The organism is Burkholderia sp. Se-20373, from assembly GCF_017104705.1.
Classification (GTDB): domain Bacteria; phylum Pseudomonadota; class Gammaproteobacteria; order Burkholderiales; family Burkholderiaceae; genus Burkholderia.
This window is the reverse complement of the sequence record NZ_JAAGPH010000018.1, coordinates 56,033-76,502: the sequence shown is the minus strand read 5'-3', so window position 1 is coordinate 76,502 and position 20,470 is coordinate 56,033. Positions and strand designations below refer to the sequence as shown.

General features: G+C 60.1%; 21 protein-coding genes. 17 read left to right on the top strand and 4 right to left on the bottom strand.

All coding sequences use genetic code 11. From position 1 onward, the window contains the following. A partial coding sequence (locus G3N96_RS09400) for an integrase core domain-containing protein (RefSeq protein WP_241022564.1) occupies positions 1–343 on the top strand: 343 nt, incomplete at its 5' end. 68 nt (positions 344–411) lie between these two features. Here G3N96_RS09400 and G3N96_RS09395 read toward each other — a convergent pair. From G3N96_RS09395 to G3N96_RS09385, 3 genes are all read right to left on the bottom strand, one after another. Then, positions 412–1,622, bottom strand: a protein-coding gene (locus tag G3N96_RS09395) for an IS3 family transposase (protein WP_206137030.1) whose coding sequence is annotated in 2 segments (ribosomal slippage) — positions 412–1,307 and positions 1,307–1,622 — 1,212 coding nt in all. Because the reading frame shifts where the segments join, the coding sequence is not laid out codon by codon here. Positions 1,623–1,656: 34 nt separating this feature from the next. Continuing rightward, positions 1,657–2,468 (bottom strand): IS5 family transposase gene (locus G3N96_RS09390; RefSeq protein ID WP_241022563.1). Its coding sequence is split into 2 segments (ribosomal slippage): positions 1,657–2,129 and positions 2,129–2,468, totalling 813 coding nucleotides; the frame shifts between segments, so codons are not numbered across the junction. Positions 2,469–2,578: 110 nt separating this feature from the next. Continuing rightward, complete coding sequence (locus tag G3N96_RS09385) at positions 2,579–2,899, bottom strand: hypothetical protein (RefSeq protein ID WP_241022562.1); 321 nt, start codon at positions 2,897–2,899, stop codon at positions 2,579–2,581. Between the two features lie 807 nt (positions 2,900–3,706). Between G3N96_RS09385 and G3N96_RS09380 the strand changes: the two genes are divergently transcribed. The 16 genes from G3N96_RS09380 (at position 3,707) to G3N96_RS09305 (ending at position 20,095) form a co-directional block, all read left to right on the top strand. Beyond that, the gene (locus G3N96_RS09380; protein ID WP_206137028.1) at positions 3,707–4,354 is read left to right on the top strand and encodes a lytic transglycosylase domain-containing protein; all 648 of its coding nucleotides are present in this window, start codon (positions 3,707–3,709) and stop codon (positions 4,352–4,354) included. 24 nt (positions 4,355–4,378) lie between these two features. Continuing rightward, positions 4,379–4,732, top strand: a complete 354-nt coding sequence (locus G3N96_RS09375; protein WP_241022566.1) for a TrbC/VirB2 family protein — start codon at positions 4,379–4,381, stop codon at positions 4,730–4,732. A 19-nt stretch (positions 4,733–4,751) separates the two neighbouring features. Further along, entirely contained in the window at positions 4,752–5,072 is a 321-nt protein-coding gene (locus G3N96_RS09370; RefSeq protein ID WP_152671297.1) for a VirB3 family type IV secretion system protein, read from the top strand. A gap of 1 nt (position 5,073) precedes the next feature. Next, the gene (locus G3N96_RS09365) at positions 5,074–7,554 is read left to right on the top strand and encodes a VirB4 family type IV secretion/conjugal transfer ATPase (protein WP_206137027.1); all 2,481 of its coding nucleotides are present in this window, start codon (positions 5,074–5,076) and stop codon (positions 7,552–7,554) included. Further along, on the top strand, positions 7,551–8,702 hold the full coding sequence (locus G3N96_RS09360; RefSeq protein WP_206137026.1) for a type IV secretion system protein: 1,152 nt from the start codon (positions 7,551–7,553) through the stop codon (positions 8,700–8,702). Before G3N96_RS09365 ends, G3N96_RS09360 begins: the two co-directional genes overlap by 4 nt. A 15-nt stretch (positions 8,703–8,717) precedes the next feature. Next, positions 8,718–9,428 carry a P-type DNA transfer protein VirB5 gene (virB5, locus tag G3N96_RS09355; RefSeq protein WP_206137025.1) on the top strand — a complete coding sequence of 237 codons (711 nt, stop codon included), beginning with the start codon at positions 8,718–8,720 and terminating at the stop codon, positions 9,426–9,428. 181 nt (positions 9,429–9,609) lie between these two features. Further along, positions 9,610–10,314 carry a type IV secretion system protein gene (locus G3N96_RS09350; RefSeq protein ID WP_206137024.1) on the top strand — a complete coding sequence of 235 codons (705 nt, stop codon included), beginning with the start codon at positions 9,610–9,612 and terminating at the stop codon, positions 10,312–10,314. Then, complete coding sequence (locus G3N96_RS09345) at positions 10,311–11,135, top strand: TrbG/VirB9 family P-type conjugative transfer protein (RefSeq protein WP_175040735.1); 825 nt, start codon at positions 10,311–10,313, stop codon at positions 11,133–11,135. The genes G3N96_RS09350 and G3N96_RS09345 overlap by 4 nt, the downstream gene beginning before the upstream one ends. Next, entirely contained in the window at positions 11,128–12,351 is a 1,224-nt protein-coding gene (virB10, locus tag G3N96_RS09340) for a type IV secretion system protein VirB10 (protein WP_124819433.1), read from the top strand. The genes G3N96_RS09345 and virB10 overlap by 8 nt, the downstream gene beginning before the upstream one ends. Then, complete coding sequence (virB11, locus tag G3N96_RS09335; protein WP_206137023.1) at positions 12,348–13,499, top strand: P-type DNA transfer ATPase VirB11; 1,152 nt, start codon at positions 12,348–12,350, stop codon at positions 13,497–13,499. Before virB10 ends, virB11 begins: the two co-directional genes overlap by 4 nt. Next, on the top strand, positions 13,492–13,866 hold the full coding sequence (locus G3N96_RS09330; protein WP_175240713.1) for a hypothetical protein: 375 nt from the start codon (positions 13,492–13,494) through the stop codon (positions 13,864–13,866). Before virB11 ends, G3N96_RS09330 begins: the two co-directional genes overlap by 8 nt. Beyond that, positions 13,863–15,575 carry a type IV secretory system conjugative DNA transfer family protein gene (locus tag G3N96_RS09325; protein ID WP_206137022.1) on the top strand — a complete coding sequence of 571 codons (1,713 nt, stop codon included), beginning with the start codon at positions 13,863–13,865 and terminating at the stop codon, positions 15,573–15,575. The genes G3N96_RS09330 and G3N96_RS09325 overlap by 4 nt, the downstream gene beginning before the upstream one ends. Beyond that, positions 15,572–17,419, top strand: coding sequence for a PriCT-2 domain-containing protein (locus G3N96_RS09320; protein ID WP_206137021.1), 1,848 nt, complete (start codon positions 15,572–15,574; stop codon positions 17,417–17,419). The genes G3N96_RS09325 and G3N96_RS09320 overlap by 4 nt, the downstream gene beginning before the upstream one ends. A gap of 83 nt (positions 17,420–17,502) precedes the next feature. Then, on the top strand, positions 17,503–18,513 hold the full coding sequence (locus G3N96_RS09315; protein ID WP_241022560.1) for an LPD7 domain-containing protein: 1,011 nt from the start codon (positions 17,503–17,505) through the stop codon (positions 18,511–18,513). Positions 18,514–18,519: 6 nt separating this feature from the next. Next, on the top strand, positions 18,520–19,038 hold the full coding sequence (locus G3N96_RS09310; RefSeq protein WP_124495875.1) for a hypothetical protein: 519 nt from the start codon (positions 18,520–18,522) through the stop codon (positions 19,036–19,038). 1 nt (position 19,039) lies between these two features. After that, complete coding sequence (locus G3N96_RS09305) at positions 19,040–20,095, top strand: relaxase/mobilization nuclease domain-containing protein (protein WP_206137020.1); 1,056 nt, start codon at positions 19,040–19,042, stop codon at positions 20,093–20,095. Between the two features lie 59 nt (positions 20,096–20,154). Here G3N96_RS09305 and G3N96_RS09300 read toward each other — a convergent pair whose 3' ends face one another. Next, complete coding sequence (locus G3N96_RS09300; RefSeq protein WP_175037477.1) at positions 20,155–20,466, bottom strand: hypothetical protein; 312 nt, start codon at positions 20,464–20,466, stop codon at positions 20,155–20,157. Positions 20,467–20,470 lie beyond the last annotated feature (4 nt).

Below are 20,470 nucleotides of genomic sequence, written 5' to 3'. Positions count from 1 at the left end.
TAATCTGATTCAGGTCGACAACGGGCCAGAGTTCGTCAGCAAGGCGCTCGATGCATGGGCGCACGAACATGGCGTCAAGCTGCAGTTCATCCGTCCAGGTAAGCCGGTGGAAAACGCGCACATCGAGAGCTTCAACGGACGGTTGCGCGAAGAGTGTTTGAACCAGCATGCGTTCGTCAGTCTCGACGATGCACGCACGAGAATCGAAGCGTGGCGCACGGACTACAACTCGGTGCGCCCGCATAGTGCCTTGGGGCAACTGGCGCCGGACCAATTCCGGCAACTGCATCAACCTAAAAACGGCGAGCCCACTAACTTACGAATGGTGTATTCGGCGGGGTAAGGTCAAACAAAATCTAGCGCTGCTGACGAATAGCTACTGGAGTTGCCCCTGTAATACCGGACACAGCGTCACACTAAGGTTACTGAATCCATCGAGCGCCGGAACTCGCGAGGCGAGCGGTATTTCAGCGCGCTATGGGGATGCTTCTCGTTGTAATGCTCGAACGCGATGGCCAAGTTGCGTGCAGCAGTCGCTGCGTCCGGCTTCGGCATGAAGGCGACGTAGTCCCGTTTCATCGTCTTCACGAAGCTCTCGGCCATGCCGTTACTTTGCGGGCTGCACACCGGCGTGGTCAATGGTTTCAGGCCGATGGCCACTGCGAACCGGCGCGTGTCGTCGGCCGTGTAGCCCGAGCCGTTGTCGCTCAGCCACTCGATTTCGGACGGGGTATGCAGTTCGTTGGCAAACCGATTTTCCACTGCAGCCAGCATCACGTCTCGCACGATGTCGCCGCTGTGGCCTGCTGTCGTGGCTGCCCAGCTCATCGCTTCTCGGTCGCAGCAATCCAGCGCAAACGTCACACGCAGCGGCTCGCCGTTGTCGCAGCGGAACTCGAAGCCGTCCGAGCACCATCGCTGATTGCTGCGCGCGACGGCTACTTTGCCGTCATGTCGACGTTGCGCCCGCGGCGGAGTCGGTCGGCGCTGCATCAGCAACCCGTGCGTGCGCATGACGCGATAGATGCGCTTGGCATTGAACGGCGCCAGCCCAACCGCGACGCGCTCGTTGCGCAATATGCCCCAAACCCGGCGATAGCCATAGCTGGGCAAATCGCTGACGACCCGACGGATTTCCTCGACCACGCTCGCATCGTCGGTCTGCCTCGATTGACGACCATCGCGCCACGTCGCCGGACGCGACAGTCGTGCCGATACGTTCGAGCGCGACACGCCGAGAACTTCACAAACCAGTTTCACTGGTCGTCCTCCGGCAGCGAGGGCGAGTGCGCTATCCATTTTTTTGCCCGGCCGTACTCGACTGCTTCGCGGAGAATCTCGTTCTCCATGGTCTTCTTGCCGAGCATCCGTTGCAGCTCGCGAATCTGCTTGAGCGCATCGGCCAATTCCGATGCCGGAACCACTTCCTCGCCAGCCTTGACCGCTGACAGGCTCCCGTCCTGGTACAGCTTGCGCCAGTGGAACAGCTGGTTCGGATTCACGCCGTGCTGGCGCGCGACCATCGAAACTGATTTCCCCGGCTCGAAACTCTCGCGAACCATCGCCAGCTTCTGCTCCGCCGTCCAGCGCCGCCGACGCTCCGGGCCCGTCAACACTTCCATCACTTCCTGCCTGGTGTTAGAAGCTGTTGCGAAATTAGTTAAACAGAGGCTTGAGACGCTTCCAGCAAATCAAGGCACAAGCCAAAGACATAAAGGCCTCGTGAACATGAGCGTAGCGTTCGTAGCGAATCTTGAGCCGTCGAAACGAATGCAGCCAGGCAATCGAGCGCTCCACTGGCCACCGTGTTTCTCCCAGTCCACTGCCATGCGACGCGCCGATTTTTGCGAGCAGCGGCGTGATGCCGCGCTCACGCAAGCGCTGCCGATGGGGTTCGGAACTGTAGCCCCGGTCGCCTTGGACGATTTTCGGCTTGTGCAACGGACGTCCCCGCTTACCCCGGATGTGGGGAATGGCATCAACCAGCGCATCAAGCTGGGTAATGTCGTGACGGTTTGCTGCACTCAGGATGACCGCGAGCGGGATGCCTTGCGCGTCGACGATGAGGTGGTGTTTGCTGCCGAGCTTGCGCCGGTCCGTGGGATTCGGGCCGGTTTTTTTCCCGCCAGTACGGCGCGAATCGATGAGCTGTCGACGAGCGCACGCGAGAGGTCGATTTCGCCACGGCGACGCAACTCTGCCAGCAACGTTTCGTGGATACGTTGCCAGACGCCGGCTTGTTGCCACGCGACGAGCCGGCGCCAGCAAGCCGTGCCTGAACCACATCCCATTTCTTGCGGGAGCAGATTCCATGCAATGCCCGAGCGCAACACGAACACAATGCCTGTGAGCACTGCGCGGTCGGGCGTCGGTTTGCGGCCTGCATACTGGCGATTGCGTGATGCGCGCACCGGCAGCAGTGGTTCGATGAGTGACCACAGTTCGTCGTCTATCAGTTCTTTCGGCATCTCTTCCTGTCGGGCAAAACAAGACAAGAAGTTAACACCAACCCGAAAAAGTTAACAGCTTCGAAACTTAATTTCGCAACAGCTTCTTAGTCAAAAACACAGTCTTATGCCTACCCGTTATTGTAAGTGGGTGACTGTGTCCGGCGCTTCAGGGGGCTGCTCCAGCTACCGCCGTAGTCCACACTGATTTTACCTTCGGCTTCGAGTTTTCGCCCGAGCTCCGCAAGTCTGAGAAATTGTGGGAGAAGATTGCGCAACGACGTCATGTTCGTGATCGCAGTATTGACGTCGATCGCGAACTGATCAAGAGTCTTGGACTTGTCGATCTCAATTGCGTCGGGACGGTCGACCCCGTCCTTTTCACTTTGCAGCTTCTGGCAGAGCAAAAGCAACTCAATGCCGCGATCAATTTGAGCGTCGATAGTAGCCATTCGCTCGTCATTCCTTGCTGTGGTCATGGTCATTCTTCGAAGACACTACCCGGGCGACAACGCCGGCAACGACCAATATTACGGTTGCCGCGATCGGGAGATGGAGCAGGGTCATCCGTTAGGACTCCATTTGACATAAGTATATCTCTCGTCGGAAAGCCTTGTCGCGGCTACATTGAAATCTCCGTACTTGGACGCACCGGCATACCAAATATTCAGTTCATGGCGATATGAAGGTAGATTTTCAGCTGAACATTAGGACTTCAATTGCGCCGATGCCGCGCCCCTGACCGTCCGCTGGTTAGCCCAGGCCGGGAGCCTGATAGCGCCCAGGGGCCGGGCACAGGCCCGCGCCCTGTTGGAGTGTGTGGACGACGCGACGAGCCGGTTGGCGATGCCGTACTTCACACAAACTTAGTTGACCTTCAGCTACATCGGAGCGGCGCGAGCGGACATCGAGCGCCACGGCAAACCGGGTTCGCCCACGGACACGGCTCGGCGCACAGACACACGTTTGAGTCAAATCGGTTTCAATGGGCGATACAGAGCCAACCCGACGGGAAAACCCGTCGACAAGACGGGTTTGGGTCTGTGCTTGGCTGCTGCTTGAATTCCCTCGTGTTCCCGCCATCGTTTGCGCGGGATCGACGGCGAGGGGCAGATCATGCGCGTGAACGACAATGTGGACCTGATATCGCTTCGCGGCCGAGCCGAGAGTGCGACTGCCATGCGGATGGCAGGGCCGTCCGCATTGATGATATGTCGATCCGATAATATCAGCGCGGGCTGCGCAAGCGGAGATGGGCGATGACCACTCAGGACGTCGTGGCGATGGCTCAGCAGTGTGCGCCTGCCGTCGCCCCCCAGACATTGGCAGCCATTGTACGGATCGAATCGGGATTCAATCCCTATGCTATCGGTGTTGTCCACGGCCGTTTGGTGAAACAGCCTCGGCGCGAGGACGAAGCGATCGCCACGGTCAAGGCATTGCAAGCGGCAGGATGGAACTACAGCGCCGGCCTCACGCAAATCAATCGCGAAAACTGGTCTCGTTACGGATTGACCGCGAGATCCGTCTTCGACGTCTGTCGGAACCTGAGCGCTGGTGCGGCGATTCTTCGGGCGTGCTTCATGCGCGCTCGCGTCAGTCATGTCCATCCCCAAGAGGCGTTGCGCGCTGCGCTGTCGTGCTATGCGAGCGGGAATTTCGTAACCGGATTTCGCGTCGGATATGTACGACGGATCGCGGAGGCCGCGGCGTCGGACGACACGATCGTCCCTGCGCTGTCGTCATCGGTAAAGCCGATTCCAGTGATACCCGACCGTGTGACTGGATCGCGGGCTGAGAGCCGCGGGCGCTCAACACCAGCGTCTCCTTCGCCCTCGCCCCCGACCGGTGACGCAGCGCGAAGCCCAAATGACGGTGGAACTGAAAACAGTGCCGTGATCTTCTGAGCAAGGCAGGTGGAATTCGGCCGGATGGAGTGTGTTATGAGATCAGTACAACTAATGAATTTGAGAGATGTGAGATTGAGAAAAGCGCGTATTGCGTGGATCTCATTAAATTGGCGCCGCGTCGCCGTGCTCAGCGTGCTTGTCGTGGCGGCCCCCACGGCTTCTGCGCAACTCAGTCAGGTCAATACCTTGCTGATCACGATTCAGAACACGTTGCTCGGTGTGGGCGGGGTGGTGTGTTCAATTTCCATCATCTGGGCGGGCTTCAAGATGATGTTCCAGCACGCCCGGTTTGGCGATATCGCGCATGTTTTCATCGGCGGCCTTTTCGTTGGCTGCGCAACGGTCATTGCTGGCATGTTGATTCCGACGGCCTAACATGAACACGGAGCTGATTGTGGACACACTCTCCGATCCCGTATTCAAAGGCTGCACGCGGCCAGCGATGCTATGGGGCGTCCCACTTGTCCCGCTGTTAATGGTCAGTGGCGGCATGCTGATCCCGGCTATCTGGGTATTGATGGCGAGCGCGCCTTTGGGCGTTGCAATCGTATTGTTGATCATTCCCGTATTCGCGACGATGCGCATGATTGCGCGCCAGGACGACCAACGTCTTGCACAGCGCATGCTACGCCTGAAAATGAGACTGCGCCAGCGCAACCGGCGCTTCTGGGGCGCGCATGCCTATGCGCCGATCCGGTTTAAGGCGCGAGGGTGACATGAGCACACCGTCGGCACATGCAACCCTCGTACCGCGCGAAGTGGTGCTCGCAGATTTCATCCCATTTTCGTCGCATGTCACGGACCGCGTGATTCGCACGCGCGAGGGTGACTATATACAAATCTGGAAGGTCCCCGGGATTGCATTCGAGACGGCCGATCCTGCCGATATTCTCGCGCGTCATGTCACCTTCAACCAGTTGGTGCGCAATCTGCCGGGTGGCCACGTCGCGCTATGGACGCATCGGCTGCGGCGGGGGACTACGGACAGGTTCGAGACGACCTATGCCAACCGGTTCTGTCAGGACTTGGCTGAGCGCTACTACGCGAGCTTTGCCGGTTACACGATGATGACCAACGAGCTCTACGTGAGCGTCGTATATCGTCCTCACCGGACGCGATTGGGGCGGCTGTTCAGCCGTGCGGCACGCCGTGCACTTGACGATATTCAGCGCGATCAGCAAGACGCATTGCGCGCGTTGGCCGATATCGCCGCGCAGATCGAGTCTGGTCTCAAGCCGTGGTCGCCGCGTGCGCTCAGTGTGTATGAACGCTGCGATCCATTGACCAAGCGTCTCGGTAGCTATTCCGCCGCGCTCGAGATGCTTGGCTACCTGGTGAACGGAACGTGGGAGGCGGTACCAGTTGGATCCGGTCGAATTTGCGACACTTTACCAACCTCACGCCTGTTCTTCCATCGTGAGAAGCTCGAGATCCGCACACCTACTCGCACCCGCTATGCGGCATTGATCGACCTGAAGGACTATCCGGAGCAAACCGAGCCAGGCATGCTCAATGGACTGCTCTACGGCGACTTCGAGTACATCGAAACGCAAAGCTTTACCGTGCTCGACCGTCCCAGTGCCACGGAGGCACTCGAGCGCCAGCGCAATCAACTGATTGCGGGAGATGACGTTGCAGTCTCTCAGATCGAGGCAATGGATCAAGCCGCGAACGATCTCGTCAATGGCGATTTCGTTTTGGGCGAGTACCACTACACGTTGGCGGTGCTGGGAGATACCCTGGACGAGGTAGTGCGGCATGTCGCTCAAGCACGAACGAAGCTTGCCGACGCCGGCTTTCAGAGTGCGCTCATTGATTTGGTTGCCGATGCTGCGTGGTTCGCGCAGTGCCCCGGCAACTGGCGATACCGACCGCGAGAGGCGAAGCTCACGTCACGCAACTTTTGCGCGATGGCCAGTTTGCATAATTTCGCGACTGGAAAGCGAGAGGGCAATCCGTGGGGCGAAGCTATCACGATTGTCAAAACGCCCAGCGGGCAACCGCTCTATCTCAATTTTCACGCAACGCCCGAGAAAGTCGACTCAAACGACGAGAAGGCGCTTGCCAACACACAGATCATCGGCCGAGCAGGTGCAGGCAAGACGGTGCTTGAACTGTTCCTGCTCGCGATGGCCATGAAGTACGGTGCGATGGGCGTGCTCTTCGACAAAGACCGAGGAGCGGAGATCGGGATTCGCGCCATGGGTGGACAGTACACGGTATTTCACCGTGGCGCACCCACCGGCATGAACCCGTTCCAGTTGGAGGTGGACGAAGCGACACACAGTTTTTGGATACGTCTCGTGTGCAAGCTGGTCGACAACGGAGTACCGCTGTCCGCGAAGGATGAGCTCGATATTTCTCGCGCGATCCGGGAGGTCGCGCGCATGGATCGATCGCTGCGTCGGTTGTCCATGGTCAGGCAACTCTTGCCAAACGTTGGAGATAACAGCCTTCATGCGCGGCTTGCCAAATGGTGCGCCGGCGGGCGCCTCGGGTGGATGCTTGATAACCCGGTTGACCTGATTGATCTACATGCGCACCAATTGTTCGGCTTTGACGACACAGAACTGCTCGATGATCCGGAGGTATGTGCGCCACTGACGATGGTGCTGCTGCATCTGACCGAACGCCTGATCGATGGGCGGCGTTTCATCTATGTGATGACCGAATTCTGGAAGCGCCTGCGCGATCCGGTGTTCAGCGAGTTTGCCAACGACAAGCAAAAGACCATTCGCAAGCAAAACGGACTGGGTATCTTCGACACCCAGTCGCCTGCGGACGTGCTGAGCAGTCCGATCTCGCGTGCGCTCGTGGAGCAGACGGCTACGTTTTTCTTCCTGCCCAACCCAAGCGCGGACCACGATGATTATGTCCACGGTTTCAAGCTGACCGAAGCCGAATTCAACATTGTGAGACGCATGGGCGAGCACAGCCGGTTGTTCTTGGTCAAGCAGGGTCATCGTTCGGCAATCGGGCGACTCGATCTCTCGGGATTGGGTGACGTGCTCGATGTCCTGTCGGGCACTTCAGACAACGTTGCGTTGCTCAATGCGATTCGGGCCAAGGTCGGGGACGACCCCGATGTGTGGTTGCCGCGCTTTCATGATGCCCTGACTGCTCGCCGGCGCCAGACGAGTGCGTTTCAAGGCTCGTTGTCGAGCACCGCTACACACTTGCAAGGTGGTGTTCTATGAATGGCCTCTTCAGCGCGGTGGGCGGTACGCTCGAAAATGGAATGCACACGTACGTGAGCGATGCATCGTCTGCGTTGTCGTCCGCGTTAGTACCCGTGGCTACCACGGGAGCGGTGATCTGGATTCTCACGTATGGCATGGCGGTGATTCGCGGAGAGGCACACGAGCCGGTGCCGGCATTTGCCTGGCGTGGTATGAAAGTCGTCATCACGCTCGCATTCGCGCTAAGTGCGGGTCTGTATCAGTCCCAGGTCGTCACCTCCGTGAGCGAGGCGACAACTGGCGTCACCCAGGCAATTCAGGCAGCGGCCGTTCATACCAGCGCGGGAAATGTTGGATGCGGGTCGGTTGAACAACCGAGCGAGGCAAGCGAACATGCCGCGGGAATTTACCGGACGCTCGATTGCTATGACCGGCAGCTTAACCTCGTGGTCGACGCCTATTTCGACAAGGCGACCCATGAAGGTCTGAGCATGAGCGGCATCGTCGCAGGTATCGGCGACCTCGCTTGTGGTCTGGTTGCGGCCTTCGGTGGCGCAATCTTCCTGATGGTGCTCGGCGTCGAAGTGATGATGGCGCGCATGCTGCTCGACCTAGTACTCGCGCTGGGTCCCATATTCATTACATGTGGGGCATTTAGTCCTACTGTTAGATTTTTCGAAGCGTGGACTGCCAAGCTTGTGAACTATGCGCTGTTGCAGGTGTTGGTTGCGGCTTTTCTCGGTCTCGCGCTCGCGGCGTTCTCGGCTAACCTCGCACCGTTTCAAGTGACGACTGCTGATCCGGGCGCTTCTGCCGATACGCTGGCCGCTGCAGCCCGTCAAGCACTTCAAGCAAGCGCTCCGTGGGCGGCAGCTTTCGGCATGTTTGTTACGTCCGTGCTGCTGGCGATGATTGGGTGGCAGTTGCCGGCCGTGGCTTCTGGGCTTGCGGGCGGTGCGACTGTCTCGGGTTTTGGAGCGTTTGTCGCCGGCTACGCATCCAGACAGGCGGCCGGTGCGATGGCCTTCGCACTGCGCAGTGCAAGCCGAAGCGCATCTTTCGGCGGTCGAATATCGAGGCCGGGCGGATTGGGGAGCACCGTCTCGCCGCACTCACCCGCCTATCAACGGGCTGCACGCGAGCAGCTTGACCGGGCGCACGACTGAACAGGAGACGAAGCCATGAAGCGATACCAATTCACGCATACCGTGCTGATGAGCGCCGTTGTTGCGGGTGTGGCGTCTTTTATTGAGCCGGCAAATGCGGAAATCTATTCGGTATACGACGAGAAGAACGTCGCCCAGGCGATTGTGATGGTCGGGCAGCTCAAACAACAAGTGCAGGAGGAGATGGCGTTGTACCGCTCCATGAGTGGCGCGCGCGGCTTTGGTGCGTTGCTGGATCGACCGGGAGTAGTCAATGCGCTGCCGGGCAATTGGCAGAGCGTGTATGCCGCGATTCGCAAGGGCGGGTATGCCGGGCTGACTGGTCCGGCTCAGGCGCTGCGCGCACAAAGCAAGCTCTACGACTGTGAAGACCAGCATGGCATCGATCAGCGAGTTTGTCAGCGTGCGTTAAACAAGCCATTTCAGGATAAGGCACTTGGCCTGCAGGCATATCAGACCGAGCTTGGCGAACTCGACAGGATTGAGCGTCTGATGCAGCACATCGATACGACACGGGATCCGAAGGGTATCGCGGAACTGCAAGCACGAATCCAGTCGGAGAGCGTGGCAGTCGGCAACGAAATGACGAAGTTGCAGATGTTCAAGATGCTCGCGGAAACCGAGGATCACTTGATTGCGGAGCAGCAGACTGAACTGCTCCTGAAGCGAGCGGGCAACACACGTCGACTCCAGGATCAGATGGTGCCGGTCACGTTTGGCCGATAAGGAGAACTGCGATGACGCGACGCTGGATGATATGCGTGCTTATCGAGTTGAGCATGTCGATGTCCGGGTGCAACGGTATGCCGTCCAGGCTTGCGCTACCCGATGGGGCTCACCGGGTACCGGTCAATCAGCAACCACCGGTGCCGACGGGGGCGAGCCTGTCGGTGGATGGAGCTTGTCCGTGAACGACCAAAGCGATTACCGGCGCGCGCTTGATTTTGAGGCGTCGCTCACCGCGTTGCAGGCATGCTCCGAGCGTCGCGCATGGAAAGTGGCGTTTGCCGCCGTTATTGTCGCGATCGGTTCTGTAGCGGCGCTTGCCGTGATGATGCCGTTTTATCGCGTGGTGCCGTTGCCTATCGAGGTGAACAAGCTCACCGGCGAGGCACAACTCATCGAGGTGCTCGACGCAAAACACGTACCACTGCGTGAGATCGAAGACAAGCACTGGGTCGAAGTCTATGTGCGCACTCGCGAGCGCTACGACTGGGGACTGCTGCAAATGGATTACGACCGTGTCCTGGAGATGAGCGCCGATTCTGTGGCGCGCGCATATCGTCAAATCTACAGCGGTCCGAATGCGTTGGATCAGCAACTGGGCGCATCAATACAATACCGTACCCGAATAGTATCGACGACGCTCGTGCCCGACGAGCCGGGACATGCCGTCGTGCATCTCGAGCGCACGGTGCGCAAGAACGGCATCGATACCGGTGAACCGGCAAAGCGCTTTGTGATTACGCTCGCCTTCACCTACCGTCCCACGGTGCTGGTGCGGGAGCGATCGGCAATCGAGAATCCATTCGGCTTCAAGGTGACGGCGTACAGCCGAGATGCAGAGGATACGCCACCTGCTCTGCATCCCAGTGCAGGAGCTGGCCAATGAATGCGCTCGCAACCGTGTCGATCCTGTTGGCGTGCTTTGCGACGCAAGCGGTCGATGCGCACGTCATGCCGGGCTGGACGCGCGATGCCAGGGTGCGCAGAGTGCGTTATGTGCCGGACGAAGTCGTGCGCATTATCGCGCAGCGCGGCTTTGCCACCCACGTCGCGCTCGATCCGACCGAGCACATTCTTGTGGTTGCGCCAGGGGACCGCGACGGCTGGTATGTGGTAGCCAATCGGGGGGACCATGACGTTTATCTGAAGCCGAAACTCGCCGCTCATGACACGAATCTCATTGTTCGGACCGATCGGCGCAGCTACAGCTTTGATCTTCTCGTTCTGCCCCTGAAAGCACGCTTTGGCAACGCGCATGAGATGTACCGGGTAAGTTTCGTGTACCCAGACACCGCTGCGTCGGATGCGTCTATTGCCACGCGCTTTGCGTGCCTGAAGCAACGGCTGTCTCAGCCGTCCGTCGTGCGTAACGCCGCGTACTCGATGCAGATCATGCCGCATGCCGAGGATATCGCACCGTCCGCAGTATGGGATGACGGTCGCTTTACGTACATTCGAATCCCCAACAATCGTCGTATACCCGCGATCTTCCGAGTCGAGGACGATGGCACCGAACGCGTAGTGGACAAGCACATGGACCGCGACGTGGTGGTCGTCCATGAGCTTGCCCGCCGACTTGTGTTGCGTCTGGGCGATGAGGCGGTTGGTTTGTGGAACGACGCATTCGACATTGATGGCGTCGCGCCGCAGCACGGTGTGACGGTCGACGGCGTGCGCCGCACGCTGCGGAGTCGCGAACATGACTGACGACACTTCACCCAACGGCTCATCTGCAGACGACAGGATCCGTCGCGACAGCCATGCAGAGATGGATACAGGTACGGGATCCGACTCGTCTGTCATGCTCGATCGCGGCATGCCCAGCCTGGATGGGCTCGGGCGACGATCGTTCATCAACTGGCTGGTACCGCTCGCGATCATCGTACTTGCGCTACTAGGCGCAGTCTGGACGGTTCATGGTGTAATCGCTCACCGAGACGATGCTGCGCGTGCGCGCCGCAGTGCGCTCCATGCGCGAGGCGCACACGAAAAGGTGTTCGACGAGGCGCCGGCACTTGCCGAGTCTGCGTCGGCCGCTGCAATGCCCACACCGACGCTGACACCGGCCGCGGTACAGGCTGCGCCGTCCAGTGATCGTGCTGCACCGGTACGCAGCTACTACGACGCGCCGTTGCTTGCCGTGGGGGCCAGCAATGGGCAAATGGCAGACGCGAGCGAGAGTGAGTCAGCTGCCCCCAGTATTTTGCCCTTGCACGCGGACCGGCAGCCGTCGAATGCGACTGTCGGTATGGTCGAGGAGCGGGCGAAATCCTTCTCACAGCCGTTGTCTCAGGCGCTCACGCCGACGCGCGTGCCGAAGGTGATGGCAGCGTTTATCGGCAACCGCAGTTTGCTACTCGCTCAGGGCACGAAGATTGATTGCTCGGGCGACACCGCTTTCGATTCCACCCAAGCAGGTATATCGACTTGCACGGTCGCACGTAACGTCTATTCCGACGACGGGCACGTGGTGCTCATCGAACGCGGCTCGCAAATCAATTGCGAATATCGCGCGAATCTTTCGCCTGGACAACGACGTGTATTTATTCTGTCAGCACGGATTGCTACACCGCACGGTGTCACCGTACAGATCGATTCGCCAGTAGCCGACGAGCTGGGCCGCATGGGTATGGATGGATTGATCGATAATCACTGGGGCGCGCGCGTGGGCGCAGCCATGATGCTCGGACTGAGTCAGGACGCAATCGGTTATCTGGCCACGCGCGGCGGCAATGGCAACGGCACGATTGTCTACCAGAACACACAGGCGCAAGGCAACGACATGGCCACGCGCGTACTCGATCAGACCATCAATATTGCCCCGACTCTCAGGCAACATCAGGGTACCGAGTTCACGATTGTCCTGGCTCGCGATCTGGATTTCAGCTCGGTCTATGCACTGGAGCCGGAGGGTGTGCGATGAAGGCGTTCGAGGCAACACGTCAGCCGCAAACCGATCGCGTAGCCGATGCGATGCCGGTATTGCCCGATGATGCATCGGTGACGGAGCTGATGCGTTCATTCGCACCGTTGCTCGCCGACGAAGCAGTAACGGAGCTCGTGATCAACCAACCGCAGCGTATTCTGACCGAAACCCATCGGGGGTGGCAGGCGCACGATTTACCGGAACTCGATTTCGAACGACTAATGGCGTTCGCCGTGGCGATTGCCACATTGACGAATCAGGGCGTCTCGACCGAGCATCCGCTGCTTTCCGCGCTGTTACCAGACAACGCGCGCCTCCAACTCGTGGTGCCGCCCGTGGTGCCGTCGCGCACAGTATCAGTCACAATCAGGCGCCCAAGCGCGGATGAAAAGACGCTTGAATGCCATCGCGCCGACGGCATGTTCGAGGACACGGTTTGGCGACACGTTGACGGTCTCGGTAAGACCGGCTTGGCGTTGCGCGGAGCCGATCGGATGCTCGTCGAGCGGCTCGAAGCGCGTGATTTTGCCGCCTTCTTCGAAGGCGCCGTGCGAGCACGCCACAATATTGTCATTGTCGGCAGCACGGGCTCCGGCAAGACGAGCTTCATGCGCAGCTTGTGCCGATACCTGAGCGCAAGCGAGCGCATCGTGACGATCGAAGACGTACGCGAGCTGTTCATTCGGCATCTCGAAAACTGCGTCCATCTGCTCTATAGCAAAGGCTCGCAGGGGCGCGCACGCGTAACGCCTGCAGATTTGATTGCCTGCGCCATGCGCATGCGTCCCGACCGGGTGTTGCTTGCCGAGCTCCGAGGGGCGGAAGCGTACGACTTCCTGAAGCTTTTGACCACGGGGCACGCCGGCTCGATGACGAGCTTTCATGCGTCCAGTGCGGGCATTGCCATCGAGCGGTTTGCGCTCATGGCAAAGGAGCATCCCGAGGCAGCCGCCTGGGACATTGCTTCGCTCAAGCGCGTGCTGCGCTTGACCATCGACGTGATCGCGCACATGGAGGCGCAGCCCGTATTGGACTCGCACGGTGTCCAGATCGGCAAACGCTGGGCGATGACCGAAGTCCGGTTCGACCCGCGCGAGAAGGCCGCCGTCGAATTTAACCAGGCCGAAAGGTGCTGCGATGCATGACGTGTCTGAGACGCTTACTCAAGCGTGGCGTGTGACGGTTCTCACGCTTGCCATCACGATCGCGATATACGCCGGATTGGCCGCAGCCGAATGGTTGGCCTCATGTGTGCTGTATGCAAGCATGCACCGCAACCCCATCCTCGCAGGCTGGTCAACATGGCTTGATGCGTTAGAGGCATGGTACGACGGCCGTCTTCCGAATATGGGGCGACGTGTGGTCGGTGCGGGCCTCATGGGGTTGCTCGTCGCCTTCGGCGGCCCTGCGCTTGCCGTGTATGCGTGGCTGGAACAAGCGAGCCGCAGACCCTTGTATGGCGACGCGCGCTTCGCGAACGAGGCGGAGATTCGTCGAGCGGGGCTGTTATGAGACAGATTGCACCCGCGAATTCTCAACCGACGCTGGTGGTGGGCCGTTGGGGTGGCCGCTATCTGCGCTTTGCCGGTCAGCAATGCGTACTACTTGCCGCGCCCGCTCGTTCAGGAAAGGGCGTGGGGATTGTGATTCCGAATCTGCTGAGCTATTCCGATTCCGTGGTCGTGCTCGATATCAAACAGGAAAATTTTCGCCTCACGGCGGGCTTTCGGCGTGCGCACGGACACGCTGTGTACCTGTTCAATCCGTTCGCAGAGGATGGCCGCACGCACCGCTACAACCCGTTGTCGGTAGTTGGAGACGGCATGTTTCGCGTCGGCGACATTCTGGCGATCGGTCACGTGTTGTATCCGGCCGGCGGGCATGACGAATTCTGGAAGGACCAGGCACGCAACCTTCTGTTGGGACTGGTCCTGCTGCTGTGCGATTGGCGTGAGGCCCGTCGTGCTGGTGCGAGCGGGGTGCCCGACTACCCGATCACAATGGGCGAGGTACTGCGGCAATCATCGGGAAATGGTCTGCCGGTCAAAACATACTTGAATCGGATGCTTATACAGCATCGACAGTACTTGAGCCGAGCCTGTATTGATGCACTGAATCGGTTTCTCGCGAATGACGACAAGGTCCTGGCGAGCATTCTGGCGACATTTAATGCGCCACTGACGATCTGGGCCAACCCGATTGTCGACGCGGCGACGAGCGCGAACGACTTTGATCTTCGAGACGTCAGACGCCGCAAGATGTCCGTATATCTTGGCGTGACGCCCGATCACCTAAGTGAGGCGGCGATACTGATGAATCTAATGTTCTCGCAGCTTGTGAATCTGAACACCAAAGAGTTGGCAGAGGACAATCCGGCATTGCAATATCAATGCCTGCTGCTGCTTGACGAGATGACGGCGATCGGAAAAATCCAGATTATCGCGCGTGCGGTGGCCTATATGGCGGGCTACAACCTGCGCCTGCTCTCGATCGTGCAGTCCGACTCCCAGCTCGAGTCTGTATATGGCCGAGCTGACGCGCGGACCATTGTCACGAATCACGCGATGCAGATCCTCTTCGCCCCGCGCGAACAGAAGGACGCAAATGCTTATTCCGAGATGCTCGGCACGCGCACGGAGCGATCACGCACGACGAGCCGATCGAATGGCATGTTCGGTGCGCGCAGCGGTGCGAGCGAGAGCTTTTCCGATCAACGTCGTGCGCTGATGCTGCCGCAAGAGATCAAGGAACTCGATCGCGACAAGGAAATCATTCTCCTCGAAAATACCAGGCCGATTTTGGCGGACCGGATCTGCTACTGGCGCGATCGTGCGTTCACTTCACGGTTGATGGCCGCGCCTACGGTGCCCGCGCTCGATCTCGTGCGATTTAGTGCACAAATTGAGCAGCGGCTGCGCGAACTGAGTGATGACGACGTCGATGATCAGACAGGCGAGTTGGCGCATGTGCGACCGGACTATCTGGAACTTGTACACGCCTGGGATCAGCGCGAGCTGCCGCAGGCTTTGGACAATATCAGTTGCGAGGAGGCCGCTGCAAATGTGGATCGGTATTTCACGCTGCTGGGGGTGTCGGCCGACGACGTAGCGCGCGCCGGACGTCGATTGGCGCGTGACGAAGACGGCATGACCGATGCTGAGGCGGGCTCGCGAAAACGCGACCGGAGTCCTGCTGCGCGGGCAAGTGGTGGTGTTCAATGAGCGTTGCATATATCAATGAGGCCAATCGCGTGCGCGCGGCTTTGGCGACGATTCCGGCCGACGACTATACGACATGGGTCGACATGGCGTTCGCCGTGAAGCATGGGCTTGGCGAGGCAGGTTTTGATCTGTGGGATGCATGGAGCCAGACGGCGCCGAATTACGATGCACGCTCGGCGCGTGCGACATGGCGCTCGGCGAGCGAAAGTGGGGGGATAACGCTTGCGTCGCTGTTTTGGCTGGCCCGCGAGCATGGGTTCGATCTGGCCGGCTCGCGCGCCGTTGGCGATGTCGCAGCTCGGTCCGCGCCGGCGCGTGCCCTCATTGTGGGCGCCGAAGCCCCGCTCGAGCGTAAGCGACGGGCGCTCCGCGCCGCCGTCGCCCGTGACGCGCTGAGTATCTGGCATTGGGCACGGCCCGTGGCACCCAATCATCCTTATCTGACGCGCAAGCAGATTGCGCCGTTACCTACCTTGCGCGAGCTTGAAGCGGAAGAGTTGCATGTGCTGCTCGGCTACGTCCCGAAATCCAATGACGCCGCTCTCTTGGGACGTGTGTTGATCGTGCCTGTTCGTATCGGTCATCAGATCTCGACACTCGAACTGATCGATTGCGAAGGGCGTAAATCGTCACTGGCAGGCGGCGCGAAGGCGGGGGGCTGGTGGTCGGTTATGCCCGAACAGTATCGACGCGGGGCGTGCTTGCCGGTTCTGATTGCCGAGGGCGTGGCGACTGCCGTATCGGCATGGCAGGCGACAGGGTGGTACACGCTTGCGGCTTTGTCGAGCGGAAATTTGCCCAAAGTGGCAACGGTATGGCGCGCGCAGCACCCGAAGGATGAGCTTGTGATTCTGGCCGATCTCGGTGCTGGATTTACGCATGCGGAGCATGCGGCGCGCGATGCGCATGCACGACTGGTCGCTCCTCGGTTCGCATCAGGGGCGCGTATTGCCAATCAGTTGCCGACTGACTTTAACGATATGGCGGTGCTCGACGGAAAGGACGCGGTCGGCGAGCTGTTGCGGCGTGCGGTACTCGATACGCCAGCGCCTGCGTCGACTGAGGCCAAGGCGAGCCGAGCGCGAACCGACGGTATGTCGTTTAACTTGACGGGAGACGGAGATATGGGATCGAGGAAGGCGGGCAAGGGTACGGCGGCGGACGACGTGCGCCGGCACGCTGAGGTCGACCGCTCAGGTAGTGATCGCGCGTCGACACGGCCATCCGGTACCCCGGAGGAAGGGAAACAGGCATTCACTCACGAACCGGCGGCGAGCTCAATTACCGAAACCACGGGCGAGGGGCAGCATTCGAACCGTGGGCCACGTCATGCGGCAGGCGAACTCATATACGGGCTCGACGCCGTGCCCACTGACGTCAAGTTGGCGGCCGAGCGGCGTTTTGGGGCTGCGCTGAGGATGTCCACACCACGAGAAAACGGAGGCCCCTATCGCGGGGAGGTATTCAATACCGAGCATTACCTTGTTCAAGAGGTGGCACCACGCAGCGTGGTGTTTCATGCGAAGGGAAAGATGACATTCGTGTCGGACCGGTTACGTTGGATGGATGAGCACCATCGCCTAAATGGCGCGGACGTACAGATTGTCTACGAAGGTGAGCGCGCGAAGCTGTACCCGTGGGACCGGGCCCGCGATCAGCTAGAGCGGGCGGTTGCGTCGCTGAAAAAATCTGCGCGGGAAATGGGATTCGATGGCATGGACGCGAAGCTCGATGCGCTGCATGCAGCGTCATGGGCTCGCGTGAAAGCCGCGCGTGCGGCCGCGCTCGCGCAATCAAGGTCACGAGTGGACGTGCGTGGGGACGTCGATGACCCGCAGCGGTAGCGATGCGGTCGTCCGCAATATCAATATGTATGGTGACGCCGCGCAGCGCAGCATTGCGCGACGCAAAACCGATGAGGTACATGATGGATGATGCCCAGTCGCCGACGCTTTTCACACGCAGTGCGAACTTCGCTATGAACGCCATTGAGCCTGAATGGACTCCGGACGTCGACATAGCGCGACGCCGCCCGTCGGAGCACTTTCCAGCACAACAATTCGGCTACCTCGCAATGCTTGCGCGTCGGCGCAGCGAGTTTGATGCGGCGCGCGCCCTGCTACGAGAGCAGGCCGGTGGCAGCCGCGTCGAGGCGGGTCGAGACGATGCCGGCACGGATGGTGTGTCCGGCACGGGCGCGATAAATTCGGCGCCGAAGTTCACACCGCTCGCGGATGCGCCAGAGCGAGTTAGGCGAAGCTACCTGCGCGCCTGCGGTCAGTATTTCCTGAAGGACGCCCCATACTCGCTGGCATTCGAGGACCGGGGGCGATATCTCGTCACGGCGCACACCCGTACAGACATTGTTGCTTCCATGATAGATATGGTGCAGGCGAAGGCGTGGGCGCGCATTCGCGTGTCGGGGCACGACGCTTTTTGCCGCGAAGTATGGCTGCAGGCCGCTGCAATCGGTATTGAGGTAAGCGGGTACACACCGAAGCCTGCCGACCTCGCACGCCTTGCTGAGTTGAACGGGCCGACTGAACACACGCACGATCGCGATTCCGAGCATCTTCCGCTGAAGCCGCAAGCAGCGGCGATTTCAGCACCTGGGAGTGTCCGTGACGAGAGTCCAGTCCGTCCCGTGGGCGCATCGGTGCGCCACGCTAAATGGGAGGACGATGGGATTCATCTCGCCGTGATTGTGGCGGCCATGCGCGAGCAGGGTTTCAGTGATCGTTCGGTCTATCGTGTTAAGCGTCGCGCTGTGCGCATGCTCGACGCGCTTCACGCCGAGGGCGTCGAGCTTCCCCGACCTCGCGTGTTCGATCCGGCGGCACCGTCTGCGCGAGCCGAAAAGGTCGAACACCAGCAAGCGTCTGCCCCGTCGCGAGAAATCGATCAGGCGCCCGCCATGCCGTTGCCTGGCGAACGGTAGACGAACATGGGATCGCGAAACCGAGCTCGCATTGCGGTCGAACTGGGACCGCTAAAGCCCTTGTGGCAGGCACGATGTGTGCAGAACGGGGTGAGCGCCGGCGAGGGGATCAGGCGGCTCGTGGCCGAAGCACTGGACATCGCCCATGATCCGCCCGACACGTCTGCAGTACTTTCGGCGCCGAGTGAGCCGTTTGTACGAATCGGCGTAGGCCTTATGCCGGCCGAGTTGGAATGTATCAAAGGACTGGCCCATGTTCAGGGGTTCACCGCAAATCGATGGATCGCTGCGTTAATTCGCGCGCATCTGACCGCCGAGCCGCAACTGGGAAACCGGGAGATGATGCTGCTTGCGGAATCGAATCGGCAGCTCGCCGCGATTCGTACGCGGCTGGGTGAGCTTGCTCGCAACACGGGCGAGGGCCGTGACGTGTCCGATTGGGAGCACTCGCGCGCCGTAATCCTCACACATCTGCGGTTTGTCGCACAGTTGCTGCAAACCAATCTGGACCGATGGAGCCGTTGAGATGCCGTTTCCCAGACAGTACGTCGATGCGCTGCTTATCAACTGGGGCGATCGACTGTTTCATGAGCCGCTGCGGCATGTGCGCGCCCCGCATCTGCCCGGCGTGGCATTGCCGCGCGATGCGCGGCGTCTGCGCGAACGGCTGGCTTTGACGCTTCGACGCGCGCCCGAGGTCATGGTCAAGATTACCAACAGAGCGTCAGGCGCACAGGGCATGGGTGCGGTGCGGCGACATCTGCAATATATTTCACGCGATGGCCATGTCGAGCTGGAAGACCAGGACGCGCGCGTGTTGGTCGGAGACTCTGCCCTGCAGGACCTTTTTGACGAATGGCGGTGGGGTGGTTGGGGGATGCCGGAAGAAAGCCGACGTCGGGAAACCTTCAATTTGATGCTATCAATGCCAGCGGGCACGGACCGCGCGGCCGTCCGAGAGGCGTCAAGGGCATTCGCGCGCGAGATATTCGGCGACGGACGATCGTACGTGTTCGCACAGCATGATGACCAACCGCATCCGCACGTACATCTGTGTGTTCGGGTGCGTGGTCCTGACGGGCGGTGTCTGAATCCGCGCAAGCGGGATCTGCGCACATGGCGCGAGGTGTTTGCGCGACAGTTACGCGAACACGGGGTCGACGCCAACGCAACGCCGAGGCTGGTTCGCGGTGAGACACAACGTCTTCGGACGCAGGCCGTTGTGCGGATGCAGTCTCGTGGAGTTGCCCCACGCTTTTACCGATCAGTGCTCGATGAGCGGGCAACAATGGTGTTACCGGGCGCACATATCGAAACATTGGCAGTCTGGCGCGGGGTCGCACAAGCATTGGCACATTCCGGTATCCCTGAAGACCGAGCCATGGCAATGGAAATTGTGGATTTTGTGCAGCATATGCCGGCGCGGCAATTGGATCCCGGCACTACCCGACTCGAGCCGGCCACCGAGTGCTCACATCGTGACCGCCCAATCGCGCACAGGTCTATCGCCCACTTCACGGGAAGACGGCGTAGTGCCGATGACAGGCCAACCGAACCTGATCCGCCCTTTGACCGAGACTGATACTACGCTTAGTGCGCACGCGCTGATGGTTCACGGGTGTCGTGCGGCGGTGCCGCCGGCTATTGGCACCGGGCGAAGCACCGGTGTCTGGCTGTCTGACCGGCCCACGACGTAGGCCGGCGCCGTTCGTGCTGACGCATGCGGTGCTTGCATTTGCTTGCGCGCATGCTCTGGTCCGGCGTTGAAGTCACACGGGTCCTTGTCGAGACCTTCGGCGTAGGCCGATGCCACATCGGCGATGCCATCAGGCGCAGCGCCGCATACAGATGCGGCGTGATGGCATCCGTCTCCTGGCCGATGTGCAGGCCGTCGCGCAGGTTGGGCGCGATCGCGCTGACGCCTTCGACGAGGCCTATCGGATCGATCTTCATGTAC